Below are 26219 nucleotides of genomic sequence, written 5' to 3' on the forward strand. Positions count from 1 at the left end.
TGACGGCCCCTCGGGGCCGTGCTACGTCGCACATCATGGCACAGATACCCACAAAGGCGCAGATCCTCGACTGGATCTCCGAGAACCCCACCCAGACCGCCAAGCGCGATATCGCGAAGGCGTTCGGGATCAAGGGGGCGCAGCGCATCGACCTCAAGAAGCTTCTGAAAGAGCTCGAGGACGAAGGGCATCTCGAAAAGCGCAAGAAGACTTACCGCGACCCTGATCGTCTGCCGCCGGTCAGCGTTCTCGAAGTGCTGGAGCCGGACGCGGATGGCGATCTCTACGCCAAGCCGATGGAATGGCATGGCGAGGGTCGCGAGCCGCGCGTCCTGATGGTCACGCGCCAGAGCGATGCCGCGCTCGGTGCCGGTGACCGCATCCTTGCCCGGCTGCAACAGGTTCGCGAAGAGGGCCACGATTACGAGGCGCGGCTGATCCGCAAGATCGGTGCGACGCCCAAGAAGATCGTCGGCATCTACAAGAAGGCTTCCGAAGGCGGGCGGATCGCCCCCATCGACAAGGGCTCCGACAGCGAATGGCGCGTGGCCGCGGATGCGACGGGCGGCGCGCAGGACGGCGAGCTTGTTGAGGCCGAACAGATCGGCCCGCGCGGCCGCATGGGTGCGCCCCGTGCGCGCATCACGCTCCGGATCGGCGATCCCTCGGAGCCGCGCGCGGTCTCGCTCATCGCGATCCATCAACACGGCATCCCGGACGACTTCCCGCCCGAGGTGCTGGCAGAGGCCGACCGGATGAAGCCGGCGGGCCTCAAGGGCCGGACCGATCTGCGCGATCTGCCGCTCGTTACGATTGACCCAGCCGACGCACGGGATCACGACGACGCGGTCTATGCCGCGCCTGACGATGATCCGAAGAACGAAGGCGGGCATATCCTCTGGGTCGCCATCGCCGATGTCGCCCATTACGTGACCACGGGCTCGGCGCTCGACCGCGAGGCGCGGCAGCGCGGCAATTCGAGCTACTTCCCCGACCGCGTCGTGCCGATGCTGCCCGACCGGCTTTCGGGCGATCTGTGTTCGCTGCACGAGGGTGTGCCGCGCACCTGCCTTGCGGTGCGAATGGTGCTCGATGCCGAAGGCACCAAGAAGAGCCACAAATTCGTGCGGGGGCTCATGCGCTCGCCGGCCTCGCTGACCTATCAACAGGCGCAGGCCGCATTCGACGGTGAGCCTGACGAGGCGACCGAGCCCCTGCTCGATGATGTCATCAAACCGCTCTATGAGGCCTACTTCGCCCTGCGTTCGGCGCGTGGCCGTCGGCAACCGCTCGAGCTCGACCTGCCTGAGCGGCGGATTTCGCTGTCCGAAGACGGCACGGTAGAGAGTGTGAACTTCGTCGACCGGCTGGATGCACACCGCATGATCGAGGAGTTCATGGTGCTGGCCAACGTCGCTGCCGCCGAAACCCTGATCGCCAAGAAGACACCGCTTCTGTTCCGCGTCCACGAAGAGCCGCCGCAGGACAAACTCGACTCCTTGCGCGACACCGCAGAGGCGGCGGGCCTGACGCTGGCCAAAGGCCAGGTGCTCAAGACCGCGCATCTCAACCAGCTTCTCCTTCAGGCCGCTGGCAGCGACGAGGCCGAGCTCATCAACCTCTCGACCCTTCGTGCAATGACACAGGCTTATTACAGCCCCAAGAATTTCGGCCATTTCGGTCTCGCGCTGCAGAACTACGCGCATTTCACCTCGCCGATCCGGCGCTACTCGGACCTCATCGTGCACCGCGCGCTGATCTCGGCGCATGGCTGGGGCGATGACGGGCTGACCGAGGGCGATCTCGAAGCGCTGGAGCAGACCGCGACACACATCTCTGAGACCGAGCGCCGCTCTATGGTGGCCGAGCGCGATACGACAGACCGCTATCTCGCGGCGTATCTGTCGGACCGCGTCGGCGCGGAATTCACCGGGCGCATCTCGGGCATCGCCAAGTTCGGCGTGTTCGTGAAGCTCGACGAGACCGGCGCGGACGGGCTCGTGCCCATTCGCAATCTCGGACGGGAATACTTCCACTTCGACCGCGATGAAGGCACGCTCATGGGGGCCGATACCGGCACCGTGATCGGCCTTGGTCAGCGCGTGCGCGTCAAGCTGATCGAAGCAGCACCGGTCACGGGCGGGATTGCCTTCGACCTTCTGGAACTCGAGGATCGCGAGATGCCGCAAGGCGGTGGTCGCGGCTCGAGCCGGCGCCGTCCGGGTACCGCACCCTCGCGTGGCAAAGGCAAGCCGCCCAAGCGCAAGCTCGCCCGCGCCAGGAAGAAAGACGCCAAGGTCCGCAAGACGCGGGAGCGGCGCGCGAAATGAGCCATCGGCGGGGCCTTGCTAAGACTGCGACGGGCAGCTTTGCGGGACGGTGTCCTCCGGTTAGATTGGCCAAGCCACATATCGACAGGGTTTCTCGATGAGATGCGCCAAGATCAGCTTCGCCCTCACCGTTCTCGCCAGCGCCGCCATCGCCGCGCCGGAGGTCTCGATGCGTCCGATGCCGCGCCCGATCGAAAGCCCTTCGGCGGCGACGCAACCCTCCGCAACCGAGCCTGAAATGCGCCCCGCCGACCCTGCGGGCGAGCTCTCGCAAGCCGGTTTCGAGGCATGGATCGCGTCGTTCCGGGACACCGCGATTGCCGAGGGCATCTCGGCGGACACGTTCGACACGGCGTTCGACGGGGCTGCTTTCGATCCTGTCATCGTCGAACGCGACCGTAGCCAGAACGAGTTCACAAAGACGATCTGGGATTACCTCGACACCGCCGTCTCCGACACGCGGGTGGCCAACGGTCGCGCGGCGCTCCAAGAACGGGCTGAAGTGCTGGAGGCGATCGAAGCGGAATATGGGGTCCGCAAGGAAATCGTTACGGCGATCTGGGGGCTGGAATCGGCCTATGGCGGCTACAAGGGCACCACCCCGACGCTCGCAGCGCTTGCGACGCTGGCCTATGAGGGCCGCCGTGCGGAGTTCTTCGAGAACGAGGTGCTCGCCGCGCTCAATATTCTCCAAGCGGGCGATACCGATGTCGGCTCGCTGCGCGGCTCCTGGGCGGGCGCGATGGGGCATACACAGTTCATGCCGTCTTCCTATCTGCGGCTGGCCGTGGACTGGACGGGCGATGGAAAGCGCGACATCTGGGGCAGCGATCCCTCCGACGCGCTCGCATCGACAGCCGCTTATCTGAGGGAGAACGGCTGGCAGACCGGCGTGCCCTGGGGCGTGGAAGTGTTGCTGCCCTCGGATTTCGACTGGATGAGCGCCCGGCGGGACAACGTGATGAGCCTCGAGGCATGGCGCGAGGCGGGCGTGACGCCTGTCGGTCAACCGGAGATCCCGGACGGCACCGGCCTCTCGCTTCTCTTGCCTGCGGGCGCGGACGGCGCGGCCTTTCTGATATCAGACAATTTCGAGGTGCTCGAGAGCTACAACACCGCGGACGCCTACGTGATCGCCGTGGGGCACCTGGCCGACCGGCTCGCCGGGGCCGGGCCGCTGACGAATTCCTGGCCACGGGCGGACCGCGCGCTCACCTTTGACGAGCGGATCGAGCTGCAAGAGCGCCTGCGCGACGCCGGGTTCGACCCCGAAAAGATCGACGGCCGGATCGGGCCGCTCACCATCTCGGCGGTGCGCGACTACCAATCGGCGCAAGGCTTGCGGCCGGACGGCTATGTCTCGTTGAACGTGCTGACCCACCTGCGGGACGGCTGACGCAGGCGAGCTTTCTCTTACCGCAACCCCTGCGGCTCGCAGCGACCACCGGTGAAGCAGGAGGTCACCGTCTCGATCTGTTCGGCGGTCGGGCGCGGATAGATGAATCCGGGACAGGGGCTCGCCAGAGCGATGTATCCCTCGCCTTCCTGCTCGAGAAACATGAGGTAGTCTTCTCCGCTTTCCGCCCCCGCACACCAGGGACCAAGGCAGAGCGCGCGCAGCGTGATAGTGTGCTCGAAAGGTTGGGCGAAGCCGTCCGGTCCGAGCGAGCGACCCGAGATACGTGCCGGAATATCGGTCTGCGGCGGTTGCTGCTGCGAGAGATCCTCGCGCGGCAGGCGGCTTTCGTCAAAGGTCATTCGGCCCAGAACGATGAGCCAGGCGTCCTCGTCTGACTCGGCCTGGCGGAACTCACGCGCCACATCGGCAGGCATGCAGGAGAGCGCCAGCGCCGGGCCTCCACTCAAGGCGAGCATCAGGCCGGCAATGACGCGCATCATCAGAGCTTCTCCCGGAATTCGGCGATGACCTGTTCGTAGACGGGTCTCTTGAACGGCACGATCTGGTCGATCACCTCATCGGCGGGAAGCCAGCGCCATTCGGTGAATTCCTGATGCGCGTCGGCATCGAGCCGGATCTGGTCGTCGGATCCGTGAAAGCGCAGCAGGAACCATTTCTGCTCCTGGCCCTTGTACCGGCCTTTCCAGATGCGCGGAACGATGTCGTGCGGCAGATCGTACGCGATCCAGCCTTCGGTCTCCGCCTCGACCGTTACGAGGTCCGGCGTGACGCCCGTCTCTTCGGTCAGTTCCCTGAGCGCGGCGGTGCGCGGCTCCTCGCCCTTGTCGATTCCGCCTTGCGGCATTTGCCAGGCCGGCGGCTCGTGCGGTTGGCGGTCCGCGCGCTGGCCGACGAAAGCATGACCGGCGGCGTTCACCAGCATCACGCCTACATTGCGACGATAGGGCAGCGCGGCGATCTCTTCAGGGCTCATGGGCGCCTCGGTGCTGAAAAGGCGCGGGAGGGGTGTTCCCGCGCCTTCTGTTTCTTCACTTATTCGCTTTGCGAGCTGTCCTCGCCATCGCCGCTTTCGGGCGCGACGATCGCGCCTTGGCTCAGCGCACGAACCTCGGGGCCCAGAGCGGACAGGCCCTTGAGGATGTCGATCGCGTAAGCGAGCTGGTAATCCTCTTCGCGGAGTGCCGCGGCCTCCTCGGCCTTCTCGCGGTCTTCCTCGATCTGGCGAGCCTCGTCCTCGCTGAGGCTGTCATTTCCGAGCGCGCCGCGCAGGTCCGACTCGGAGCGCGTCGGCAGGCCGGATGCCTCTTCATCGGCCTCCTCGTCGACCGGATTGCGGTTGGGCTGCGCCACGATGATGTCGGGCGAGACGCCAAGCGCCTGGATCGAGCGGCCGGACGGGGTGTAATAGCGCGCCGTGGTCAGACGCATCGCGCCCTCGCCCCGAAGCGGCATAACCGTCTGCACGGACCCTTTGCCGAAGCTCTTGGTGCCGACGACGATGGCGCGGCGGTGATCCTGAAGCGCCCCTGCCACGATCTCGGACGCAGACGCCGAGCCGCCGTTGATCAGGACAACGATCGGCTTGCCTTCGGCCAGATCGCCCTCTTCGGCATTGTAGCGATCGCCATCCGCCGGGTCACGCCCACGAGTCGAGACGATCTCACCTGCATCGAGGAAGGCGTCGGATACCTCGATGGCCTGGTTCAAGAGGCCACCCGGATTGTTCCGCAGGTCGATGACGAATCCGTTGACGTTCTCCATACCGCCAAGCGCCTCGACCTCTTCGCGAAGGCCCGATTCCAGGTTCGGGAAGGTCTGATCGTTGAAGGTCGTGATCCGCAGGACCACGGTCTGGCCTTGCGTGCGGGTCCGCACCGCGGTGAGCGTGATCGTATCGCGCACGATCTCGACGTCGAAGGGTTCTGCCTCGCCCTCGCGCACGACCGTGATGACGATCTCGGAGCCGACCGGCCCGCGCATCATGTCGACCGCCTCGTCGAGCGTCAGGCCCAGCACGGACTCGCCGTCGACATGGGTGATGAAGTCGCCCGCCTCGATCCCGGCCTCGTCGGCAGGAGTGCTGTCGATCGGAGAGACAACTTTCACGAAGCCGTCTTCCTGCGTCACCTCGATGCCGAGTCCGCCGAATTCACCGCGCGTCTGCACGCGCATGTCGGCTGCGTCGTCGGGCGAGAGATAGCTCGAATGCGGGTCGAGCGAGGTCAGCATGCCGTCGATGGCCGCCTCGATCAGTTCTTCCTCGTTCACCTGCTCGACATATTGCGCCCGGATGCGTTCGAAGATGTCGCCGAACAGGTCGAGCTGTTCGTAGACGCTGGCGTTTCGCTGCTCTTCCTGGGCCAGAAGCGGGCCGACGAATTGTGTCGTCGCGACGATTCCGGCGATCGTGCCGCCGGCCGCGGCCATGACGAATTTCTTCATTCCAAAGTCATCCCTTGTCGGTTGCGAACCAGTCCAGCGGATCCACCGGACGGTCTCCCTCTCTCACCTCTATATAGAGCGTTTCGGGCCGGGCGTTTCCACCCCCCGAATTGGGCTGTAACACAGAGGTGTCTTCGGCCCCGCCCGCCATGAGACCCACTGGCGCCCCGGCGGGCAGAACCTGCCCCGTCTCACCGTAGACCGTGTCGAGCCCCGCAAAGACGAACAACAGATCGGCGCGCGGCTCAAGGATGATGACAAGACCGTAATCCAGCAGCGGACCGCGATAGCGCACCGTCGCCGCGGCGGGTGTCGTGACCAGCGCGCCCGGTGCGGTCGCGAGCACGATACCCGGACGCGCGACGCCAGCGGCATCCTCCTCCCCAGCACGCCGCAGGATCTGACCCGAAGCCGGCAAAGCCAAGTCGCCCTCTGCCAGCGTCGCACCGGTTTCGGGAGCGGTATCGCCCTCGGTAATCTCGGCAAGACCGCTCGCAAAACCGTCGAGCGTCTCCGTCGCGCCGATCAGGATCGCGGTCTTGACCGGATCCTCGGTGAAGCGCTGCGGCAGGTCGGTGCGGTCGGCCACTGCCTGGCTGAGCGCCGCGCGCGCCTCCTGCACCCCCTGCAGGCCGTCGCGCAATGTCTCCGCCGCGTTCTCCTGCAGGATACGCAGATCCTCCACTTCCTCGAGATCCGCGCGAAGTGCGAGGGCGCGAGCTGCAAGGCCGGGCGTAACCAAGGCGACGAGCATTCCCGCGCGGGCCGCGCCGACTGGGCCATCCGGATGAAGAAGCTGCTGGGTCACGTCGCTGCGGCCCAAGGACTGAAGCGCCGAGAGCAGCTCTGCGACCTCCGCCTCGCGCGCTTCGAGATCGCGGCGCAGGCCCGCCTCGCGGATCGCGGCATCGCGCAGCCCGTCCCGCATGGCAACCAGTCCATCCTCATAGGCGCGGATCGTGTCAGTGAGCGCCGCGACGCGGTCCGAGGCGCGATCCGCGACCGCGAGATCTTCGGCCGCCCGCTCCAGCGCCTCGGCCGCGGCTCTCGCGCGTTCGCCTGCATCCTGTGCCTCGGCAGTGCCGCTCACGGCCAGACAAAGAACTATGGCCGCCGCTCGGATCATCGCCGGATCAGGCTCTTGCCGGTCATCTCCTCGGGTGCATCGAGCCCCATCAGCTCCAGCAGCGTCGGTGCCAGATCGGCCAAGCGGCCATCAGCGAGCGCGGACCCCTCGGGCCCACCCGCAAGGATCACAGGCACCGGATTGAGGGTATGCGCCGTGTGCGCCCCGCCGGTCTCGGGATCGACCATGACATCGCAATTGCCATGGTCGGCGGTGACGATCATCGCACCGCCCGCCGCGTCCATCGCCTCGAGCGCCCGGCCGAGTCCCTCGTCGACCACCTCGCAGGCGCGGATCGCGGCATCGAGATCACCTGTGTGACCCACCATGTCCGGATTGGCGTAGTTCACGACGATCAGATCATAGCCCGCCTCGATCGCCTCGACGAATTTTTCGGTCACCGCGGGCGCGCTCATCTCCGGCTGCAGGTCATAGGTCGCGACATCCGGGGATTTGGGCATATGCCGATCCTCACCCTCCTCCGGCACTTCCTTGCCGCCGTTGAGGAAGAAGGTGACATGCGGGTATTTCTCCGTCTCGGCGAGCCGGAACTGGCGCAGCCCGTGTTTCGCGACCCATGCGCCGAGCGTGTTGACGATCTCGCGCTTGGGATAGGCGATCGCCATGTAGCCGTTATGAGCATCGCTGTACTCGACCATGCCGAGAAGCGCCGACATCTCAGGACGCGTCCGCTCGAAACCGTCGAACTCGGGCGCGCCCAGCGCCGCGAGGATCTCTCGCGCGCGGTCGGCCCGGAAGTTGAGACAGAAGAACCCGTCGCCTTCCGCGATGCCATCATAGCCTTCGATCACGGTCGCTGGGATGAACTCGTCCGTCTTGCCGCTCTCATAGGCTTGCGCGACCGCCTCAGCGGGCGTGCTTGCGCTTTTGCCGTTTCCTTCGGCGATGGCGTCGAAGGCCGTCTTCACGCGGTCCCAGCGGTTGTCGCGGTCCATCGCGAAATAGCGCCCGATCACCGTGCCGATGGCAGCGCCGTCCGGCAGACCGTCCACCAGCTCCGACATGAATCCATCCGCGCTTTTCGGCGCAACGTCGCGCCCGTCGGTGATCGCGTGAACGACGACGCTCAGCCCCTGTTCGGTCATCATCTTGGCCGCCGCGAGGAGATGTCGGATGTGCCCGTGCACACCCCCGTCCGAGACGACGCCAAAGAGATGCGCGCGCCCGCCCGCGGTCTTTACCCGCGCGGCGAAGTCGAGAATGGCGGCATTGTCGAAGAACGAGCCATCCTCGATCGCGAGATCGATCTGCCCCAGATCCATCACGACAACGCGCCCGGCACCGATGTTGGTATGTCCGACCTCGGAATTACCCATCTGCCCGGTCGGCAATCCGACGTCAGGCCCATGCGTCGTCAGCGTCGCGTTCGGACACTCCCGCATCAAACGGTCCATGTTCGGTGTCTTTGCAAGCGCGGGCGCGTTGGCCTCCCGGCTCCCGGAGAGCCCCCAGCCGTCGAGAATGGTGAGGATGACGGGTTTGGGCATGGCGGTCCTTAAACGGTTGGCGTTTCCACATTTAGCTAACAGACAGGACGTACTATTAAAACAGTTTGACCTGACTCTACACCTAAAAAATCTTGAAAATTCCGGAACTTAAGGAAATTTCTCTTTGAGCATTGACAGCACGAAGCTCACCTCGGAAAACTTGCCGAAACTTGATCGCAGCTACGGATGTAGTCAATGATAATAATCACTTGCGGAGATTCTAACTTTCTTTTTGCTCTGGAAGAAATTGAAAAAAATATTAGATTATTTTCTGGAGCCTATCCAGTCATTTATGATGTAGGACTCACCGAACGTGATCGTCAAAAGTTAAAATCAAACATCGTTAAATTGGATTTTGAGAGCTCATTCCGCAGCAAAACCAATGAAGGCTATATAAGAACACATCACAAACCAGCCGCAATTCGGAACGCACTTAAGAAATTCAATCAACCTGTGCTATATCTTGACGCAGATATGCTTATTACGAAAAGGATTTCATATCAAAGCCTGCCTTTAGCCGACGTTGTTATTACTCCACGACATCCAAAAGAAATGGAAAGAGAAAGCCATATCAAGAACGGGCTTCTAAATGCGGGATTCCTTCTATTTAATAATAACGACAAATCTCTTGGGCTTCTTAATAAGTGGGCAGAGGAGTGTGGCGATACAAGAAAATCGGACCAAAAGGCTCTGTCAGATCTTACGCTCGGCTCAAACGAAGGGAAAGCAGGCCAGTATTACAAGGTCGAAGGCGCAGAAGTGGCTTGTATCGACCCTGTCTTGTGGAATGATGTGACCGGACGAACAGGGTACATATTGCACTTCAAAGGAATAGGACGAAATAGCGATAAAACCCGAAAGATTGCGAAGTGGAGAAGTACGGCGCACCGGCTACGAAAGTATGGGGCTTTGGGACAACTACAACTTCGAGCAAGACGGCTTTTATATAGTAGCGGCATAATAGAATATTAGATTATAAAAATTGGAATTTAAAATGGATAGCAATCTGGGAATAAATAATACGGCACTTGTTACCCCCTATTTCATCCCACGACAGTCTAAGAAAAAACGCAATCTTGGCGATGGATTTATCAAGGCCGCTATCGAGAGAAGAATAGGGGAATTTAAAAGTGATCTTACGTTCTCTACGCGAGAAGAACCATCTAAGTCAGAAGTTCGTCGATTAATATCGGCTGGAACAATCATCATTGGCGGTGCAAACATGTTATCGGATGATTTTTCGCCTTGGCCAAATTTTGACGTGGACCTACTGTCCGATGACCGCTTGCGCTTCTTTCCTTTTGGAATAGGGATAAATGGAATCCCCAAAAGGAATCGTGGCTTCACGCGAAAAGCCTCTGAAATCATCAAAGGCATCCATAGAAATATTGAGTACTCCTCTTGGCGCTGCCCGAACACCGTTTCCATTTTAGAAGCTTCCTTTCCAGAGTTGAAAGGTAGGTTCGTGATGACGGGCTGCCCAGTTATCTACGACTCTCCGATTTTTCAAAAGCAAAAATTCCACGAGGGAATCAAAAAAGTTGCCGTAACTATAACTGAAAGAGATGATTTCTTTGAACGTGAGTATCTTACACTCATCGATGTTAAGAGAAACTTTCCAAATGCAGATAAATTTCTTGTTTTACACCAAGATTTCCGCCCTAAAAGTTTCGTACAAAGCGCGTTAATGAAGTCAAAAGACAAAGTTTACTTGCGCAGGATAGAGGTACTACATCAGCTAGCCAGAGATATGGGATACAGTATTATAGCGCCCAAGACGGAACTTGAGTGTAGGCAATTTTATGAGGGGATTGATATCCACGTAGGAAGCAGATTGCACGCGCACTTAAACTTTCTCAGTAGAAACAAGCGCAGCTTCCTAACGTACGTAGATGATCGGTGTCTCGGCTTCTCGGAGTTCTATAGATTTCCTTTGATCACCCCTGGAAGTTTAGAAGAACATCTAGATTTTGACTTCGAAATAGTACGCGGGAAAGTATTTGAGTCTTGGAGAAATATGAGAAAATTCCTCAAGCAGTTGCCTGGAGTTGCTTGACGATCCAAGCCGCGGTAAAGAGCGGTTGAAGCGTGTAGCAAGTTGAGTTTTGCCAGGTTAATATTTTTAGCCTGTCTATTCACTCACCCCTGCAAGCTCTTCACCACCAGCTCGCCTTCGCCTCGGGCGCGGATCGCTTGCGCGGCCGCATGCGCCCCCGCGAGGGTCGTGAAGTACGGGATCTTGTCGTAGAGCGCGACGGAGCGGATCTCGCGGCTGTCTTCCAGCGCGGCGACGCCTTCGGTCGTGTTCATGACGAGCTGGATCTCTCCATCCTTGAGCATGTCGACCACGTTCGGGCGGCCCTCATAGACCTTCTTGACGATCTCGGCAGGCACGCCTTCGGCCTTGAGATAGGCCGCCGTGCCGGCTGTTGCGACGATGGAGAAGCCCTGCTCCATCAGCGTCTTCGCGGTCTCGATGAGCTGCGCGCCCTTGTCCTCGTCCTTGATCGACAGGAAGACGCGACCGCCCTCGGGGAGCATGTTACCAGCTCCGAGCTGTGCCTTGAGGAAAGCGCGCGGGAAGGAACGGTCCCAGCCCATCACCTCGCCGGTCGAGCGCATCTCGGGGCCGAGCACGGTATCGACGCCAGGGAAGCGGGCGAAAGGCAGCACGGCCTCCTTGACCGAGAACCACGGCATCATCGGATCGGCCAGCGTCATCGGATCGGCCATAGGCACGTCGGTGTCGTAGTCGATCTGATCGCCGTGCGGCTCACGCAGCGGGAAGGCCGAGAGCTTTTCCCCCGCCATGATCCGCGCGGCGATGGAGGCAATCGCGCTGTCGGTGGCCTTCGCGACGAAGGGCACGGTCCGCGAGGCGCGCGGATTGACCTCGATGAGGAAGATCGTCTCGTCCTTGACCGCGAATTGCACGTTCATCAGTCCGACGACACCGAGTTCCAGCGCGAGCGCCACGGTCTGGCGCTTGACCTCTTCGATGATCTCCGAAGGCAGCGAATAGGGCGGCAGCGAGCACGCGCTATCGCCGGAATGGACGCCCGCCTCTTCGATATGCTGCATGATGCCGGCGACATGCACATCGGTCCCGTCGCAGAGCGCATCGACATCAAGTTCCACCGCGCCCGAGAGATAGCCATCGAGCAGCACGGGCGACTTGCCCGAGACCACGACCGCCTCGGCGATGTAGCGCTTGAGGTGGTCCATATCGCGCACGATCTCCATCGCGCGGCCGCCCAGCACGTAGGAGGGACGGATCACCAGCGGGAAGCCGATCCCTTCGGCGATATCGAGCGCCTGTGCATCCGAGGAGGCGATGCCGTTCTTCGGCTGCTTCAGCCCGAGCTTGTTGACGAGCGCCTGGAACCGCTCGCGATCTTCAGCGAGGTCGATGGCGTCGGGCGTGGTGCCAAGGATCGGGATACCCGCCGCTTCGAGATCGTTGGCAAGCTTCAACGGGGTCTGGCCGCCGAACTGCACGATCACGCCGTGCAGCGTGCCATTCTCCTGCTCGACGCGCAGGATCTCCATCACGTGCTCGAAGGTCAGAGGCTCGAAATAGAGACGATCCGAGGTGTCGTAATCGGTCGACACAGTCTCGGGGTTGCAGTTGATCATGATCGTCTCGTAGCCGGCATCGGTCAGCGCAAAGCAAGCGTGGCAGCAGCAATAGTCGAACTCGATCCCCTGCCCGATCCGGTTCGGCCCGCCACCGAGGATAACGACCTTCTTGGCGCCCGAGGGCCGCGCCTCGCATTCGACTTCGCCCATGAGCGGGGCTTCGTAGGTCGAGTACATGTAGGGCGTCTGCGCTTCGAATTCGGCCGCGCAAGTGTCGATCCGCTTGAAAACCGCGGTGATGCCAAGGCGAGTGCGGTGAGCACGGACCTCCATCTCGTCCTTACCGGACAACGCGGCGAGGCGCATGTCGGTGAAGCCCATCATCTTGAGCGCGCGGAACGCCTCTTCGTCCTGCGGCAGACCGTTCGCGCGCACGTCCTCCTCGGCCTCGACGATCTCGCGGATCCGGGCCAGGAACCAGGGATCGAAGCTTGTGACGCCGTGGATGTCGTCATCTGACAGACCGTGGCGCATGGCTTGCGCGATGGTCCGCATGCGATCGGGCGTCGGCTTGGAGATCGCCTTGATCACTGCCGCGCGCACGTTCGCCGGATCGTCCGCACCCTCGATCTCGACCTCGTCGAAGCCCGAAAGACCCGTCTCCATCGAGGCCAGTGCCTTCTGCAGGCTCTCATGGATGGTGCGGCCGATGGCCATCGCCTCGCCCACCGACTTCATGGCGGTGGTCAGCAGCGGCTCGGAGCCGGGGAATTTCTCGAAGGCGAAACGTGGGATCTTGGTGACGACGTAGTCGATGGTCGGCTCGAAGCTTGCCGGCGTGACCTTCGTGATGTCGTTGTCGAGCTCGTCAAGCGTGTAGCCCACGGCAAGCTTCGCGGCGATCTTGGCGATCGGAAAACCCGTGGCCTTCGACGCCAGCGCAGAGGAGCGCGAGACACGCGGGTTCATCTCGATCACGACCATGCGGCCGTCTGCGGGATTGATCGCCCATTGCACGTTGGAGCCGCCGGTCTCGACGCCGATCTCGCGCAGAACGGCGATCGAGCCGTTACGCATGATCTGGTATTCCTTGTCCGTCAGCGTGAGCGCCGGTGCGACGGTGATCGAGTCGCCCGTATGCACGCCCATCGGATCGACGTTCTCGATGGCGCAGACGATGATGGCGTTGTCGTCGCGGTCGCGGACGACCTCCATCTCGAATTCCTTCCAACCCAGAAGCGACTCGTCGATCAGGATCTGGTTCACCGGCGAGGCATCCATGCCGGAGCGGCAGTAATATTCGAAGTCCTCGCGGTTATAAGCGACACCGCCACCAGTGCCGCCCAGCGTATAGGCGGGCCGGATGATCGCGGGCAGGCCGATATGCTCAAGCTCGCCGAGCGCGATCCGCACACCTTCCTTGAGATCCGCATTCCCGTCAGGCTTCTTGGGCGCGGTGACGATCGTGGCCTTGGGATTCTCGAGCCCGATCCGATCCATCGCCTCGCGAAAGAGCGCGCGGTCCTCGGCCATCTCGATGGCATCTCGGTTGGCGCCGATCATCTCGACGCCATGCTCGGCCAGAACGCCCATCTCCTCGAGCTTGAGCGCGGTGTTGAGCCCCGTCTGCCCGCCCATCGTCGGCAGCAGCGCATCGGGTTTTTCCTTGGCGATGATCTTGGCGACGATCTCTGGCGTGATCGGCTCGATATAAGTGGCATCGGCCAGGCCCGGATCGGTCATGATCGTCGCAGGGTTGGAGTTGACGAGGATGACCCGGTATCCCTCTTCGCGCAGCGCCTTGCACGCCTGGGCGCCCGAATAGTCGAACTCGCAGGCCTGACCGATGATGATGGGGCCGGCTCCGATGATCATGATCGACTGGATATCGGTGCGTTTGGGCATGTGAGACCTCATCATTCGGCAAGCGAGTCGCCCCGGCGGTAGCGGGCCGGAGCGCAAATTGTCGTGCCTTATAGACATGAGAGACGGCGGTTCAAGAACCGTTTGACCTATAGTCGCATAACGATGTGCCCACGGGCGTCGCCCGGCGGCCGACTTCAAGCTGTCAGATTTTTCTGACAGTTTTTTCCAGCAAGCGTACTATACATTTGACACATCGCAGGACACGCTCTGAGCGCCGCATTCAAAGCCAGGTTTTCCTCCATTCGCCGGGAGCGCCCGAAATGGCCAATAGCCATGAGATCATCTCGCAGCCGCCCACCGGGTCGGGTCTCATGGACGCCAACATGGTTGCGTCGCTGCATGCCGTGATCGAGCAAGCCAAAGGTTCTGCCAGCCGCGACCGCGTTTTCGCCGACGCTGGGATCGAGGATCTGCCGGTTGACGACGGGACATTGTCAGAGGCGCGGGTTGCCCGGCTGCATTCATTGGTACGTGAAAACTGGCCCGGCGAGGCAAGCGAGATTCTAGACATGGCCGGGCGCGTTGCAGCCGAGGTCTTCGTCAGCCAGAACATCACGCCGAAAGCGATTCTCCTTCTGCAGAACATGCCTTGGTCGGTATCCGCCTGGCTCGTCGGGAAAGCGGCGCGGCTCAATTCTGCGGGTTTCCGAGGCTCGGGAACCTTCGCGATCCAGACCACCTCCCGGCTCGCGATCTATCACAACCCCCTGGCGATCGGCGTGACGGCGGACCAGCCGATCTGCCATTTTCACGCCGCCATGTTCGAGCACATGTTCCAGCGCATGTCGCACCGCGATTTCGTGTGTCGGGAGACCGCCTGCATGGCCGCGGGACACGACCATTGCAGCTTCGAGCTAACGCTTTGAGTTATTCGGCAGCCTGCGCCAGCGCGCGATCTTTGGTGTAAAGATAATCGCGCGTCACCGGCACGGCGTATTGCTTTTTCGACAATTGCAGGTGGACGACGCCCTGGCGCTGCTCTTCGAAGGCGGTCTCGCAGGCAACGAGGTAGAAGCGCCACATCCGAACGAACCTCTCGTCGTACATCTCGCGCACCTGCGGCAAGGCCGCCTCGAAGCGCTCGCGCCAATGAGCGAGCGTCGGCCCGTAATGACCGCGCAGCATCTCGATATCCGCCATCCAGAGACCCGCACGCTCCACCTCCGGCACGAGATCGGACATCGCCGGCACGTAGCCGCCGGGGAAGATGTACTTGTCGATCCACGGCGAGGTCGGAGACGGACGGCTCGACAACGCAATTGAGTGGATCAGCGCGATGCCGTCGGGATCCAGAAGCTCGGCCACCTTTCCAAAATACGTCGGAAATTGCGGCCGGCCCACATGTTCGAGCATGCCGACGCTCACGATCCGGTCGAAGGTTTCGGTGACGTTCCGGTAATCTTCGAGCCGGAACTCCACGCGATCGGCCAGCCCCGCCGCTTCGGCCCGCGCCTTTGCGGTTGCAAGCTGGTTGCGCGACAAGGTCACCCCGGTCACCTGCGCGCCGTAATCGCGTGCGAGCGTCAACGCCATTCCGCCCCAGCCGCATCCGATGTCTAGAACGCGCATGCCGGGTTCGATCCTGAGCTTCTCGGCAATATGCGACTTCTTGGCCGCCTGTGCCTCGTCCAGCGTCATGTTGGGCCTGCTGAAATACGCGCAGGAATATTGCATGTCCTCGTCGAGAAAGAGCCGGTAAAGGTCATCCGAGATATCGTAATGATGGGCGACGTTCGAGCGCGCCGTGATCGGCGTGTTGCGCTGAAGGAACGTGCTGAGGGCCATGCGCGCGGTGTTGACCGCCTCGATCCACGCCGGCATCCGCCCGCCGGTTTCGCGGGCGCGCTGCAGGAGCGCCAGAAGCGGGCGGAGATTGTCGTCGGACACCTCGATCCGCCCGTCCATATACGCCTCGCCCAGCGCGAGAACCGGGTTGAGACAGAGGGCACGCATTGCGGAGTGCTCACGGATCGTTGCCGCCACGCGCGGCTCCTCTCCCGACCCGTAGCGCGACACGCGCCGGTCGGGCCATGTCACGCTCAGATCGCCCACCGTCACGAGTTTTCGTAAAACGCTGTCAAGAATACGGTCCCACATTGTGCCTCTCCTTTCAAAAAGGCTGTAAACCTGGCCCGCCGCTCGATATGTCGGCTATTTTAGCGCGCCTTTCCGGCTGCGCCAAATCGTAGCAGCCTGCGGCTTGACTTCCCGGCCGGGGAACGATGTATCGGCGCACAACTTTTCCGCATTTTTCGAGGGGCGATCCCAGATGCACGCTTACCGCAGCCATTCCTGCGCCGATCTTCGCAAAGAGCATGTAGGCGAAACGGTCCGCCTCGCAGGTTGGGTCCACCGCATCCGCGATCATGGCGGTGTGCTTTTCGTCGATCTGCGCGATCATTTCGGCATCACGCAGGTGCTCTGCGATCCCGACAGCCCGGTTTTTGCCGAAGTCGACAAGCTTCGCTCCGAATGGTGCGTGAAGATCGACGGCGTGGTGAAGGCGCGCGACGAGAGCCTTGTGAACCCCAAGCTGCCGACCGGCGAGATCGAGGTCTATATTCGTGACGTCGAGGTTCTGGGCGCGTCCGAAGAATTGCCGCTCATCGTCTTCGGCGACCAGGAATATCCCGAGGAGACGCGCCTGCGGTATCGCTACCTCGACCTGCGCCGCGAGGTCATGCAGAAGAACATGACCCTGCGCTCGGACGTCGTGCGCTCCATCCGGCAACGGATGTGGGATCAGAACTTCAGGGAATACCAGACACCGATCATCACCGCGTCCTCGCCCGAAGGCGCGCGCGACTTCCTTGTGCCCTCGCGCCTGCATCCGGGCAAGTTCTACGCGCTGCCGCAGGCGCCGCAGCAGTTCAAACAGCTCATCATGGTGTCGGGCTTCGACAAGTACTTCCAGATCGCGCCCTGCTTCCGCGACGAGGATCCGCGCGCCGACCGCTCGCCTACAGATTTCTACCAGCTCGACATGGAGATGAGCTTCGTCGAGCAGCAGGACGTCTTCGACACGATCGCGCCTGTCGTCGCGGGCGTTTTCGAGGAATTCGGCGGCGGCCGCAACGTCGACGCGCCGCAGGACTGGCCGCAGATCTCCTATGCCGACGCGGCGCTCTGGTACGGGACGGACAAGCCGGACCTCAGGAACCCGATCAAGATGGAGCGCGTCTCGGAGCACTTCAAAGGCTCGGGTTTTGCCATCTTCGCCAAGCTCCTCGAACAGGACGGCACCGAGATCCGCGCCATCCCCGCGCCGGGCGGCGGCAGCCGCAAGTTCTGCGACCGGATGAACGCCTTCGCGCAGAAAGAGGGTCTGCCGGGGATGGGGTATATCTTCTGGCGCAAAGTGGTTAATCCGTATGGCGATCCGCGTCTGCTAAAGTATCTGACGGATTGGTTATCCAATGGAAATATCCCCGAGGATGAATGGTCCACAGTTGAAAAGCTCTATAATCCAAGTACGGAAAGTGAGTATGCTGCTGTTATTAAAGAAGTAGTTCAGACCATTAAGACTGGAGATCGGCTCGATTGCCAAAAGTCGATACCGTGGGTAAAGAAAAAACTGACTGAAGATCTCACGGAAGCCGCCGGCCCGCTCGCCAAGAACATCGGCCCCGAACGCACCGAAGCGATCCGCGAGCACCTCGACCTCGGTGTCGGCGATGCGGCGTTCTTTCTCGGCGGCAAGCCCAAGGATTTCGAACGGGTCGCGGGCAAGGCGCGCACCGTGATCGGCGATGAGCTTGGCCTCACCGATCAGAACCGCTTCGCCTTCGCCTGGATCGTTGATTTCCCGATGTACGAGGCCGACGAGGAGACGGGCGAGATCGACTTCAGCCACAACCCCTTCTCGATGCCGCAGGGCGGGATGGATGCGCTTCAGGGCGATCCCTTGAGCGTGAAAGGCTACCAGTACGATCTGGCCTGCAACGGCTACGAGCTGGTCTCCGGCGCGATCCGGAACCACAAGCCCGAGATCATGTTCCGCGCCTTCGAGCTTGCCGGTTACGGCGAAGACGAGGTTCGCAAGCGCTTTGGCGGCATGGTCAACGCCTTCCGCTTCGGCGCTCCCCCGCATGGCGGCTGCGCGGCGGGAATCGACCGGATCGTGATGCTGCTCGCGGATGAAGACAATATCCGCGAGGTCATCATGTTCCCGATGAACCAGCGCGCCGAGGATCTGATGATGGGCGCGCCCTCCGAGCCGTCCGCCGATCAGCTCATGGAACTGCGCCTCCGGGTGATGCCCGAGGAGTGACAACGCCCGCCCGCGCGACCGATCTTCGGAACGGTCGCGCGGCGACGCCCTGAACTATGTGCGCCTTTGACGCGAAAAATCGCTTCTGGCGCCGATATCTATTCTGTCCTGAAAACTTGTACGCACCTCTCACGGTTCAAACGACCGGAGAAATGGTGCCCAGGAGAGGACTCGAACCTCCACGTCCATACGGACACCAGCACCTGAAGCTGGCGCGTCTACCATTCCGCCACCTGGGCAGGTTGCGTGGAGGGGCGTTTAGACCCCGTCGCGATGCGTGTCAACGGCGATTCCGCGACGTTTCGCACTGCGGCGCGGCGTCCCTTGCCGTAGGGCGCGGGCAGGGTTAGGAACGGGCAAACCGACGCTCCGAGGGGAGAGACCCGATGCCCAAATCCAAGCTCGTCACCATCTTCGGCGGCTCCGGCTTTCTGGGCCGATACATCGCACGGCGCATGGCCAAGGATGGCTGGCGCGTCCGGGTGGCGTGCCGCCATCCCAACGATGCGATCTTCGTGCGAACCTATGGGGTTGTCGGTCAGGTCGAGCCCGTCTTCTGCAACATCCGCGATGACGAGTCGGTCAGGCACGTGACGATGGGCGCGAATGCGGTGGTCAATTGCATCGGCGTTCTGGCCGAGGCGGGACGGAATACCTTCGACGCGGTTCAGGCCGAGGGCGCGGCGCGGGTCGCACGCATGGCGAGCCAGGAAAATGTCGGGACGCTCGTGCAGATCTCGGCAATCGGCGCGGATTCTCGCTCCAAGAGCGAATACGCCCGGACGAAGGCTGCCGGCGAAGAGGCGGTTCTCGAGGCGTTCCCGGGTGCCATCATCCTCCGGCCCTCGATCATCTACGGGCACGAGGACCAGTTCTTCAACCGCTTCGCCCAGATGACGCGGCTCGGGCCGATACTGCCCGTCGTGGGCGCGAGTACAAAATTCCAACCGGTCTATGTAGACGATGTGGCCCATGCGGCCTGCAAGGGCGTCAAGGGCGAGGCGGCGCCGGGTATCTACGAGCTTGGCGGCCCCGATGTGAACACGTTCCGCGAGCTGATGAGCTACATGCTCGAGGTGATCGCGCGGCGCAGGCTCATCCTCAATATCCCGTTCCCCATCGCATACCTGATGGGGTTCGGCTTCGACATGGCGAACAAGGCGTCCTTCGGGCTCCTACCGGCTCAGATCACCCGCGACCAGGTACAGAACCTCAAGGTGGACAACGTTGTTGCTGATGGTGCGAAGGGATTTTCGGACCTCGGGATCGAGCCCATTTCGATGGAAGCGGTCCTTCCCGACTACCTTTGGCGCTTCCGCCCGTCTGGTCAGTATTTCGCGATCAAGAAATCCGCGGAATCGCTGAAGCCGCGCTGAGAACGGATCAGGCGTTTCCGTCTTTCAGCTTGGCAAGCCGGACCGCATTCAGGCAGCCCGGCATGGCGGCATCGGCGTCCGCGTGACGCGACAGCCACCTGTCGCACTGCCCAGGTGCGGGGCAGTGACGGCACCGCTCCACGATATCCGCCCAATCACCATGCGAGAGATCGCCGGCCTGACGCGCCGCGGCGGGGTCTGCGCCCAAGGACTTGGCCATGCGCCGAACGCGCATCAGGTGCGCCCGGCGGTCCCCGATCGGACGCGGAAAGCCGTCTTTGAGCGTCACCGGGCCTTGTCCGACAGCGTCGCGAAGCGTTCGGCGTTCCGGCAATAGGGTGGAGCGGCATCCGCTGCGACCGTGTCCAGAAGGAAAGCTTCGCACGAGCCGAGCTGCGTGCACCCCAGACAGGACAATATCGCGTCGTCACGTTCGGCGGACGGAAACAGCCCCCGCTGGCCGAGCTCTTCCAGATCGAGGCCGAGCGTGTCGGCCATACGGCTGACAAGCGTCTCGTGTTTGTCGCGAATCTTGCGGCTGACCATGATAGCTCCCTCTGCAGATTGAGGGTCATTCTGTCAGCCAGCCGCGCGCACAACCTTGATCCGTATCAAATCGCGCCGATGCGGGCGGCGGTACGGCGCACGATGTCGATCCGGGCAGCGTTCGGCGGGTGTGAGCCGAGGAAGCGGTTGCCGGGATCGGGAATACGCAAGAAGAACTCTGCACCGCGGACTGGATTGTAGCCTGCGCGCGCGGTGATGATCGTGCCGAGCTGGTCTGCCTCGAGCTCGAAATCCTTGGAATAGCGCCGTGCGCCCACCTGCGCGCCGATCTGTTCGGCCTCACGGATATAGTCCTCGCTGGCGCCCGAAGCGGCAGCAAGGCCCGAGAAGATGACCGCGCCGACACTGGCGTTTTGCTGTTGCCGGTTGAGATGGCCGAGGATGTGGTGCGAGGCCTCGTGCCCCATCACGAAAGCCAGTTCGTCGGCATTGTTCACCGAGGCGATCAGCGCGAGATTGAAAGCGAGGATCGGCCGGCCCGCGCGGTCTATCGTCTGGTAGGCGTTCGGCTGCTGGCCGGGCCGATCATCGACGACAATGATGAAGTTGCAGTTCGAGCCGGGCGAGATGCGGCGGCATTCCGCTTCGGCCACGGGCTCCACCGTATCCACGACCTCGATGAAATTGTTCGCCGCCGCCTGCGCGCGGTTCTGAGTATCAGGCGTGCCAACTGGCTCGAATACGCCCGAAGGCGGCGTCGCTGGGCCCGATTGAGGCAACGGGGCGCAAGCCGACAGAAGAACGAGGAGAAGAGGAAGGAGGCGCAGCATGTCTCTCACATAATTCTGGTAAGGAAGGCATAACTCCGCCGATGCCGCGCGGAAACCCACGATTCTGCGACTTGGCGATGGCTTGCCGACACCTAGCTTGCCGGAAATGACCGAGCAACTGACCGTTATCTACAACGATACATGCCCAATCTGCGCCCGTGAGGTGCGTGGCTACAAGCGGATGACGGAGCGACATGACCTCCCCATACGCTTCCGCGGCCTCTCGGAAGGTGAGCTAGATGCCTACGGCTTGAGCAAGCGCGCCGCCGCACGCCGGTTCCACGTGGAGGAGAACGGTCGCGTTTACGACGGTGTCGATGCGTTCGCCCGCGTCTGGGACAGGATTCCGAGACTGCGCTGGCTGGCCCGCCTCGTGCGCCTGCCCGGCCTCCACAAGCTTTCCGAGTTGCTCTACGATTACGTGGCCGCGCCAGCACTTTTTGCGCTTCATCGGCGACGCGTCAGCAAGGGCAACGCGTACCGTCGCGGCTAGCGCCGAAAACGGTTTTCGCCGCTGCGATCCCGGTCTAGGCTCGGGTCATGTTCAGCATAGAGCACGAATTCGACGCTACGGTCGTCACGCTGGTCGATGAGGGCGCGGCCCCATTGCAGGAGGACGTCGTCGTCACGTCCTTCGAGGAATGCATCACGATCGAGCAGTTCGATCCGCGCACCGAGACAATGATGAAGATCACCTTGTCGATCAGCCAGATGCAGGATCTCGCCGCGGCGCTCGACCTGCCGGAAGGCGTTTACCGTCGCGACGCGAAACAGCGCTGAGCCTTTGCAGGGATCGCGGTTGAAACCCGGCGCGGCACGACAGACATACGGGTAAAGCAAGATGCTACCCGAGGGATGCCCATGCCTGATGCGAACGATGCCGCGCTCGATTTCCTGCTGACGCGCCGGTCGCGTCCGGCCAAGACCCTCACATCCCCTGCGCCGGATCGCGATGCACTGCTGACGATCCTGACCGCCGCCTCGCGCAGCCCCGATCATGGAAAGCTCGAGCCCTGGCGCTTCGTCGTGTTGGAGCGCGCGGCGCTGGAGCGGCTTGCAAAGCTTGCCACGTCCAGAGGCGAGGCAGCCGGTCTCGAGGCTGACCAGATCGCGAAAGGCCACGACCAGTTCGCCAATTCCCCGCTCTGCGTCGCGGTGATCGAAAGCCCGAAAGCCTCGCCGAAGATCCCCGCGCTCGAGCAAACCTACGCGGTCGGCGGCGTTTGCCTTGCCCTGCTGAATGCGTCCCTCGCGGCTGGTTGGGGCGCGAACTGGCTGACCGGGTGGCCCGCCCATGACCGCGACTTCATGCGCGAGGGCCTCGGCCTTTCGGATGACGAACGCGTCGCCGGCTTCATCCATCTCGGCACCGAAACCGCCGCGCCGCCGGATCGCCCGCGCCCCGATCTCGAGGCAATCGTGACGTGGGCCGAAACGTGATCTTCTCGGCGTTCGCCCGCGCGCTTGGCCAGCTTGGCGATCCCCGCTTCCGGCGCGTCCTGTTTCTGGGCGTCGGTCTCGCGGTTGGGCTTCTGGCGCTCTTCTACGCGCTCTTCGCGACGCTCGTCGGATGGGCGACGCCCGAGACCGTGACGATCCCGTGGGTCGGAGAAATCACCTGGGTGGATGACCTTCTGAGCTGGGGCTCGCTCATCCTGATGATCGGGCTGTCGGTCTTCCTGATGGTCCCGGTCGCCTCGGCGATGACGGGGATCTTCCTCGAGGATGTCGCCGAGGCGGTCGAGGCTCGGCATTATCCCGACCTGCCTGCCGCCGGGCGGATCCCGTTCTTCGAGGCGGCAAAAGACACGCTGACCTTTCTCGGCGTTCTGATCCTTGCCAATATCGCGGCCCTTATCCTCTACCTTATGCTTCCACCCTTCGCGCCGCTGATCTTCTGGGCGATGAACGGCTTTCTGTTGGGCCGGGAATACTTCACGGTCGCCGCGATGCGGCGCGTCGGACGCGTGCGTGCGGCAGAGTTGCGTCGCCGCCACCTTCCGACGATCTGGCTGGCAGGTACGCTGATGGCGCTTCCGCTGACCGTGCCTCTAGTGAACCTACTCGTGCCGATTCTGGGCGCTGCGACCTTCACCCACCTCTATCACGGGCTGACCGCTAGGCGGGCCTAGTCGGTCTCGACGACTTCAGGGCCCATGCGGCCGAAGAAATCCATGTCGCGGATGCCGATCCATCCTGAAACGATGATGACGAAGAGGATCGCCCAGATTACCGCCGAAATGCCCGTGGTGATCCAGGCCTTCGCTTTCAGGTGATGATTCTCGGGGCTGCCGGCATGTGTGCCGTGCACGACCTTCCCGAGATCACCCTGCGTCTCTAGGCGGATCGGAATCACGATCAGGAAGGTCAGAAACCAGATGACCGCGTAGAGCACGAGAGCCGAGGTGATGGTCATGTCTGTCTCCTAGCCGAGCGGCGTGTTCTCAAACTTGCTCCAGTTCGACGAGGCAGCCATTGAAATCCTTTGGATGCAGGAACAGCACCGGCTTTCCATGCGCGCCAATCTTCGGCTCGCCCGAACCGAGCACCCGCGCCCCTTGGGATTTCAGATGGTCGCGCGCTGCAAGAATGTCATCAACCTCGTAGCAGACGTGATGAATGCCGCCCGAAGGGTTTTTGTCGAGAAATCCCTTGATCGGGCTCTCCTCACCCAAGGGATAGAGCAGTTCGATCTTGGTATTCGGCAGCTCGATGAAGACGACGGTCACACCGTGATCGGGCTCGTCCTGTGGTGCGCCGACCTTCGCGCCCAGCGCATCGCGGTATTGCGCGGACGCCGCCTCGAGATCGGGGACGGCGATGGCGACGTGGTTCAGGCGGCCGATCATGTGCGGAGCTCCTCAATGCTGCATCGCACGCGGTTATGGACCGGTCGCACGCGCCTTCGCAAGGCGGTGCGACCGTTAACCGCCCATTAGGCACCAATGCCCAGAGTAAATCGTGCGACAACCCCGGAGGGCAGAATGACCGAATCCGAATTTCTCACACAGCCTCTCAAGCCAAGTGCGGCCCGCCCGCTCCTCGGTCTGACGATACTGCTGGTCGAAGACAGCCTTTATGCGTGCGACGCCATCCGGCTTTTGTGCCTTCGCAGCGGCGCGCGCTTGCGCCGGGCCGATTGCCTGATGTCGGCGCGGCGTCATCTGGAAGTCTACAGACCCTCCGCAATCCTTATCGATATGGGCCTGCCCGATGGCTCGGGCGCGGACCTGATCCGCGAACTCGCCGCGGCGACGCCCAAGGTACCTGCCATTCTCGCGATCAGCGGCGATCCCTTCGCTGAGCATGTGGCCATCGCCGCTGGGGCAGACGGATTTTTCGCCAAACCCCTGACGAGCCTTGGCGCGTTCCAATCCGCGATCCTCGCGCATCTGCCGCCCGAGCAGCGCCCTGAAGGACCGCGCCTTGTAAGGGAAGAGCCGGTTCGCCCTGACCCAATCAGCCTTCGTGATGACATTATGAATGCTGCCGCCATTCTCGAGAATTCCGACGCGCCAGAGCGGCTGGATTACGCGGCGCGCTTCCTTTGCGGTGTCGCGATGTCCGCCGGGGATCGCGCGCTCGCGGACGCTGCCGGTGATCTCTTCGAGGCGCGTGTGTCGGGGCTGCCTTACGGGCCCTGCCTTGCCCGCGTGTCGGGCCTTTTGCAGGAGCGCATGTCAGAACCGCTCGCGGTCTAGTGCGAACTGAAAGGGCAGTGGCAGATTTGTGAAATTGGTCGGAGTGGCAGGATTCGAACCTACGACCCCTGCCTCCCGAAGACAGTGCTCTACCAGGCTGAGCTACACTCCGACCGTGCCGCGCCGGATACTCAATGCGCGCGCCTTTGGCAAGGGGTCAGCCGCGCGTTTTGGAGCGCTTTCGCGCCAGCCGGATCAGCGCGTCGATCCGCGGCCATGTGCCGGTCTCGAAGCGGGTCCGGGTGCTGCTGACGGGCCGGTTCTCGGATGCGTTGGCGCGGCCTTCGCGGACGACGATATAGAGGCCCGACGCGATGATGATGGAAGCTCCGACAAGTGTCGGCCCATCCAGCCCCTCGTCGAAGAACAACGCGCCGAACAGCGTGGCCCAGATGATCTGGGAATATTGCATAGGTGCGACGATCACGGCCTCGCCGGCACGATACGCCTCGATCATCAGCGCTGCGGCGACGAATCCCAGAACCGCGAGACCGGCGTTCAGCGCAAGATCTCCGACCGGCATCGGAACATGCACGAAGGGCAGGAGCGCGAACATCACCGCGAAATTGCCGAGCATCGGATAGAGGATCAGCACCGCCGTGCGTTCATCCTGGCCGATCTTGCGCGAGATGATGGAGGCCAGCGCGCTGCCGAACGCCGCCACCAGCGCCGCCATATGCGCGAGCGTCAGGTCTGTCGAGCCCGGTCGCAGCACCACGAGCACGCCGCAAAGCCCCACGATTACGGCGGCCCAGCGCCGGAGACGCACGCGCTCCCCGAGGATCGGGATCGCGAGGATGGTGATGAAGAGCGGCGCCGCGAAGATGATCGTGTAGACCTGGGCGAGCGGCAGGTTCGCGAACGCGTAGAAGGCCGCGCTGCCGGTCACGACGGCAGCGAGCGTACGCAGCGCGACCCACCAAGGATGCTCGGGCCTGAGATGCCCCGGAGTTGCGTCACGGATGAGCATGAGCGCGACAAGCGGAAAGCCGAACAGAACCGAGTAGAACAGGATCTGGATCGGGTTATACGCCCCGCCCAACACCTTCACGATGAGATCGTGGGTGGCGAAGACGGCAAATCCTGTCAGCGCAAAGACTGCGCCCCTGGCATTCGGTCCCATCGTGCTCTCCGGGCCGGTTCAGATCGCATCGTCTTCAAGTTGGGACCGAGGACGCCGCCAGATGCAAGCGTCCTCGGCACC

25 protein-coding genes and 2 tRNA genes are annotated in these 26219 nt (G+C 62.4%); 12 read left to right on the forward strand and 15 right to left on the reverse strand.

Features of this window, described 5'->3' with window-relative positions:
- Positions 1-35 precede the first annotated feature (35 nt).
- Together rnr and FIU91_RS17590 are read left to right on the forward strand one after the other, a co-directional pair.
- The gene (rnr, locus tag FIU91_RS17585; RefSeq protein ID WP_152463456.1) at positions 36-2330 is read left to right on the forward strand and encodes a ribonuclease R; all 2295 of its coding nucleotides are present in this window, start codon (positions 36-38) and stop codon (positions 2328-2330) included.
- Between the two features lie 97 nt (positions 2331-2427).
- On the forward strand, positions 2428-3726 hold the full coding sequence (locus tag FIU91_RS17590) for a lytic murein transglycosylase (protein ID WP_152463457.1): 1299 nt from the start codon (positions 2428-2430) through the stop codon (positions 3724-3726).
- A 17-nt stretch (positions 3727-3743) separates the two neighbouring features.
- Here the strand turns inward: FIU91_RS17590 and FIU91_RS17595 are convergent, their stop codons facing one another.
- Genes FIU91_RS17595 through gpmI form a run of 5 tightly spaced genes read right to left on the reverse strand, consistent with a single transcriptional unit; the run spans position 3744 to position 8826 of the window.
- On the reverse strand, positions 3744-4229 hold the full coding sequence (locus tag FIU91_RS17595; RefSeq protein ID WP_152463458.1) for a hypothetical protein: 486 nt from the start codon (positions 4227-4229) through the stop codon (positions 3744-3746).
- Positions 4229-4723: an RNA pyrophosphohydrolase gene (locus tag FIU91_RS17600; RefSeq protein WP_093009020.1), complete on the reverse strand. Its 495-nt coding sequence runs from the start codon at positions 4721-4723 to the stop codon at positions 4229-4231. Before FIU91_RS17600 ends, FIU91_RS17595 begins: the two co-directional genes overlap by 1 nt.
- Before the next feature lie 59 nt (positions 4724-4782).
- Complete coding sequence (locus FIU91_RS17605; RefSeq protein ID WP_152463459.1) at positions 4783-6192, reverse strand: S41 family peptidase; 1410 nt, start codon at positions 6190-6192, stop codon at positions 4783-4785.
- A 7-nt stretch (positions 6193-6199) separates the two neighbouring features.
- Positions 6200-7318 carry a murein hydrolase activator EnvC gene (locus FIU91_RS17610; RefSeq protein WP_152463460.1) on the reverse strand — a complete coding sequence of 373 codons (1119 nt, stop codon included), beginning with the start codon at positions 7316-7318 and terminating at the stop codon, positions 6200-6202.
- Positions 7315-8826 (reverse strand): 2,3-bisphosphoglycerate-independent phosphoglycerate mutase, encoded by a 1512-nt coding sequence (gene gpmI / locus FIU91_RS17615; RefSeq protein ID WP_152463461.1) that lies wholly within the window; start codon positions 8824-8826, stop codon positions 7315-7317. Before gpmI ends, FIU91_RS17610 begins: the two co-directional genes overlap by 4 nt.
- A gap of 195 nt (positions 8827-9021) precedes the next feature.
- On the opposite strand from gpmI, the gene FIU91_RS17620 reads away from it, so the two are divergent.
- Together FIU91_RS17620 and FIU91_RS17625 are read left to right on the forward strand one after the other, a co-directional pair.
- Positions 9022-9798: a putative nucleotide-diphospho-sugar transferase gene (locus FIU91_RS17620; RefSeq protein ID WP_152463462.1), complete on the forward strand. Its 777-nt coding sequence runs from the start codon at positions 9022-9024 to the stop codon at positions 9796-9798.
- Between the two features lie 22 nt (positions 9799-9820).
- Positions 9821-10882, forward strand: a complete 1062-nt coding sequence (locus tag FIU91_RS17625; protein WP_152463463.1) for a hypothetical protein — start codon at positions 9821-9823, stop codon at positions 10880-10882.
- A gap of 83 nt (positions 10883-10965) precedes the next feature.
- Here FIU91_RS17625 and carB read toward each other — a convergent pair whose 3' ends face one another.
- A complete protein-coding gene (gene carB, locus FIU91_RS17630; RefSeq protein ID WP_152463464.1) occupies positions 10966-14310 on the reverse strand; it encodes a carbamoyl-phosphate synthase large subunit in 3345 nt (1114 codons plus the stop codon).
- A 281-nt stretch (positions 14311-14591) separates the two neighbouring features.
- Here carB and bchJ point away from each other — a divergent pair, with 281 nt between their 5' ends.
- Entirely contained in the window at positions 14592-15197 is a 606-nt protein-coding gene (gene bchJ / locus FIU91_RS17635; RefSeq protein WP_093009025.1) for a bacteriochlorophyll 4-vinyl reductase, read from the forward strand.
- Between the two features lies 1 nt (position 15198).
- On the opposite strand, the gene FIU91_RS17640 is transcribed toward bchJ, so the two are convergent.
- Positions 15199-16428: a cyclopropane-fatty-acyl-phospholipid synthase family protein gene (locus FIU91_RS17640; RefSeq protein WP_152463465.1), complete on the reverse strand. Its 1230-nt coding sequence runs from the start codon at positions 16426-16428 to the stop codon at positions 15199-15201.
- 172 nt (positions 16429-16600) lie between these two features.
- On the opposite strand from FIU91_RS17640, the gene aspS reads away from it, so the two are divergent.
- Positions 16601-18601, forward strand: coding sequence for an aspartate--tRNA ligase (aspS, locus tag FIU91_RS17645; protein ID WP_152463466.1), 2001 nt, complete (start codon positions 16601-16603; stop codon positions 18599-18601).
- 153 nt (positions 18602-18754) lie between these two features.
- Here the strand turns inward: aspS and FIU91_RS17650 are convergent.
- Positions 18755-18840: transfer RNA gene (locus tag FIU91_RS17650), tRNA-Leu, on the reverse strand.
- A gap of 147 nt (positions 18841-18987) precedes the next feature.
- Here FIU91_RS17650 and FIU91_RS17655 point away from each other — a divergent pair.
- Positions 18988-19977 carry a complex I NDUFA9 subunit family protein gene (locus tag FIU91_RS17655; RefSeq protein ID WP_152463467.1) on the forward strand — a complete coding sequence of 330 codons (990 nt, stop codon included), beginning with the start codon at positions 18988-18990 and terminating at the stop codon, positions 19975-19977.
- A gap of 7 nt (positions 19978-19984) precedes the next feature.
- On the opposite strand, the gene FIU91_RS17660 is transcribed toward FIU91_RS17655, so the two are convergent.
- From FIU91_RS17660 to FIU91_RS17670, 3 genes are all read right to left on the reverse strand, one after another.
- Positions 19985-20266: a DUF6455 family protein gene (locus FIU91_RS17660; protein WP_152463468.1), complete on the reverse strand. Its 282-nt coding sequence runs from the start codon at positions 20264-20266 to the stop codon at positions 19985-19987.
- Positions 20263-20523 carry a DUF6455 family protein gene (locus FIU91_RS17665; RefSeq protein WP_245760149.1) on the reverse strand — a complete coding sequence of 87 codons (261 nt, stop codon included), beginning with the start codon at positions 20521-20523 and terminating at the stop codon, positions 20263-20265. Before FIU91_RS17665 ends, FIU91_RS17660 begins: the two co-directional genes overlap by 4 nt.
- Before the next feature lie 65 nt (positions 20524-20588).
- Complete coding sequence (locus tag FIU91_RS17670; RefSeq protein ID WP_152463469.1) at positions 20589-21314, reverse strand: M48 family metallopeptidase; 726 nt, start codon at positions 21312-21314, stop codon at positions 20589-20591.
- A gap of 106 nt (positions 21315-21420) precedes the next feature.
- Here FIU91_RS17670 and FIU91_RS17675 point away from each other — a divergent pair, with 106 nt between their 5' ends.
- From FIU91_RS17675 to FIU91_RS17690, 4 genes are all read left to right on the forward strand, one after another.
- Complete coding sequence (locus FIU91_RS17675; RefSeq protein WP_093009031.1) at positions 21421-21807, forward strand: thiol-disulfide oxidoreductase DCC family protein; 387 nt, start codon at positions 21421-21423, stop codon at positions 21805-21807.
- Between the two features lie 47 nt (positions 21808-21854).
- On the forward strand, positions 21855-22094 hold the full coding sequence (locus FIU91_RS17680) for a hypothetical protein (RefSeq protein WP_093009032.1): 240 nt from the start codon (positions 21855-21857) through the stop codon (positions 22092-22094).
- Positions 22095-22175: 81 nt separating this feature from the next.
- Positions 22176-22754, forward strand: a complete 579-nt coding sequence (locus tag FIU91_RS17685) for a nitroreductase (protein ID WP_152463470.1) — start codon at positions 22176-22178, stop codon at positions 22752-22754.
- Positions 22739-23446, forward strand: coding sequence for an EI24 domain-containing protein (locus tag FIU91_RS17690; protein ID WP_254701997.1), 708 nt, complete (start codon positions 22739-22741; stop codon positions 23444-23446). Before FIU91_RS17685 ends, FIU91_RS17690 begins: the two co-directional genes overlap by 16 nt.
- Here FIU91_RS17690 and FIU91_RS17695 read toward each other — a convergent pair.
- Positions 23443-23730 carry a DUF1467 family protein gene (locus tag FIU91_RS17695; protein ID WP_093009035.1) on the reverse strand — a complete coding sequence of 96 codons (288 nt, stop codon included), beginning with the start codon at positions 23728-23730 and terminating at the stop codon, positions 23443-23445. The genes FIU91_RS17690 and FIU91_RS17695 overlap by 4 nt on opposite strands.
- A 28-nt stretch (positions 23731-23758) precedes the next feature.
- A complete protein-coding gene (gene mce, locus FIU91_RS17700; RefSeq protein ID WP_152463471.1) occupies positions 23759-24163 on the reverse strand; it encodes a methylmalonyl-CoA epimerase in 405 nt (134 codons plus the stop codon).
- Positions 24164-24298: 135 nt separating this feature from the next.
- Here mce and FIU91_RS17705 point away from each other — a divergent pair, with 135 nt between their 5' ends.
- A complete protein-coding gene (locus FIU91_RS17705; protein ID WP_152463472.1) occupies positions 24299-25015 on the forward strand; it encodes a response regulator in 717 nt (238 codons plus the stop codon).
- A gap of 35 nt (positions 25016-25050) precedes the next feature.
- On the opposite strand, the gene FIU91_RS17710 is transcribed toward FIU91_RS17705, so the two are convergent.
- Positions 25051-25127: transfer RNA gene (locus FIU91_RS17710), tRNA-Pro, on the reverse strand.
- 45 nt (positions 25128-25172) lie between these two features.
- Positions 25173-26138 (reverse strand): DMT family transporter, encoded by a 966-nt coding sequence (locus FIU91_RS17715; protein ID WP_093009038.1) that lies wholly within the window; start codon positions 26136-26138, stop codon positions 25173-25175.
- Positions 26139-26219: the final 81 nt, after the last annotated feature.

It is taken from the genome of Roseivivax sp. THAF30, from assembly GCF_009363575.1.
Taxonomy (GTDB): Bacteria; Pseudomonadota; Alphaproteobacteria; order Rhodobacterales; family Rhodobacteraceae; genus Roseivivax; species Roseivivax halotolerans.

Coding starts and splice junctions, on each gene's coding strand:
- rnr (WP_152463456.1), top strand. CDS start 36: ATGGCACAGATACCCACAAAGGCGCAGATCCTCGACTGGATCTCCGAG.
- FIU91_RS17590 (WP_152463457.1), top strand. CDS start 2,428: ATGAGATGCGCCAAGATCAGCTTCGCCCTCACCGTTCTCGCCAGCGCC.
- FIU91_RS17595 (WP_152463458.1), bottom strand. CDS start 4,229: ATGATGCGCGTCATTGCCGGCCTGATGCTCGCCTTGAGTGGAGGCCCG.
- FIU91_RS17600 (WP_093009020.1), bottom strand. CDS start 4,723: ATGAGCCCTGAAGAGATCGCCGCGCTGCCCTATCGTCGCAATGTAGGC.
- FIU91_RS17605 (WP_152463459.1), bottom strand. CDS start 6,192: ATGAAGAAATTCGTCATGGCCGCGGCCGGCGGCACGATCGCCGGAATC.
- FIU91_RS17610 (WP_152463460.1), bottom strand. CDS start 7,318: ATGATCCGAGCGGCGGCCATAGTTCTTTGTCTGGCCGTGAGCGGCACT.
- gpmI (WP_152463461.1), bottom strand. CDS start 8,826: ATGCCCAAACCCGTCATCCTCACCATTCTCGACGGCTGGGGGCTCTCC.
- FIU91_RS17620 (WP_152463462.1), top strand. CDS start 9,022: ATGATAATAATCACTTGCGGAGATTCTAACTTTCTTTTTGCTCTGGAA.
- FIU91_RS17625 (WP_152463463.1), top strand. CDS start 9,821: ATGGATAGCAATCTGGGAATAAATAATACGGCACTTGTTACCCCCTAT.
- carB (WP_152463464.1), bottom strand. CDS start 14,310: ATGCCCAAACGCACCGATATCCAGTCGATCATGATCATCGGAGCCGGC.
- bchJ (WP_093009025.1), top strand. CDS start 14,592: ATGGCCAATAGCCATGAGATCATCTCGCAGCCGCCCACCGGGTCGGGT.
- FIU91_RS17640 (WP_152463465.1), bottom strand. CDS start 16,428: ATGTGGGACCGTATTCTTGACAGCGTTTTACGAAAACTCGTGACGGTG.
- aspS (WP_152463466.1), top strand. CDS start 16,601: ATGCACGCTTACCGCAGCCATTCCTGCGCCGATCTTCGCAAAGAGCAT.
- FIU91_RS17655 (WP_152463467.1), top strand. CDS start 18,988: ATGCCCAAATCCAAGCTCGTCACCATCTTCGGCGGCTCCGGCTTTCTG.
- FIU91_RS17665 (WP_245760149.1), bottom strand. CDS start 20,523: ATGGTCAGCCGCAAGATTCGCGACAAACACGAGACGCTTGTCAGCCGT.
- FIU91_RS17670 (WP_152463469.1), bottom strand. CDS start 21,314: ATGCTGCGCCTCCTTCCTCTTCTCCTCGTTCTTCTGTCGGCTTGCGCC.
- FIU91_RS17675 (WP_093009031.1), top strand. CDS start 21,421: ATGACCGAGCAACTGACCGTTATCTACAACGATACATGCCCAATCTGC.
- FIU91_RS17680 (WP_093009032.1), top strand. CDS start 21,855: ATGTTCAGCATAGAGCACGAATTCGACGCTACGGTCGTCACGCTGGTC.
- FIU91_RS17685 (WP_152463470.1), top strand. CDS start 22,176: ATGCCTGATGCGAACGATGCCGCGCTCGATTTCCTGCTGACGCGCCGG.
- FIU91_RS17695 (WP_093009035.1), bottom strand. CDS start 23,730: ATGACCATCACCTCGGCTCTCGTGCTCTACGCGGTCATCTGGTTTCTG.
- mce (WP_152463471.1), bottom strand. CDS start 24,163: ATGATCGGCCGCCTGAACCACGTCGCCATCGCCGTCCCCGATCTCGAG.
- FIU91_RS17705 (WP_152463472.1), top strand. CDS start 24,299: ATGACCGAATCCGAATTTCTCACACAGCCTCTCAAGCCAAGTGCGGCC.
- FIU91_RS17715 (WP_093009038.1), bottom strand. CDS start 26,138: ATGGGACCGAATGCCAGGGGCGCAGTCTTTGCGCTGACAGGATTTGCC.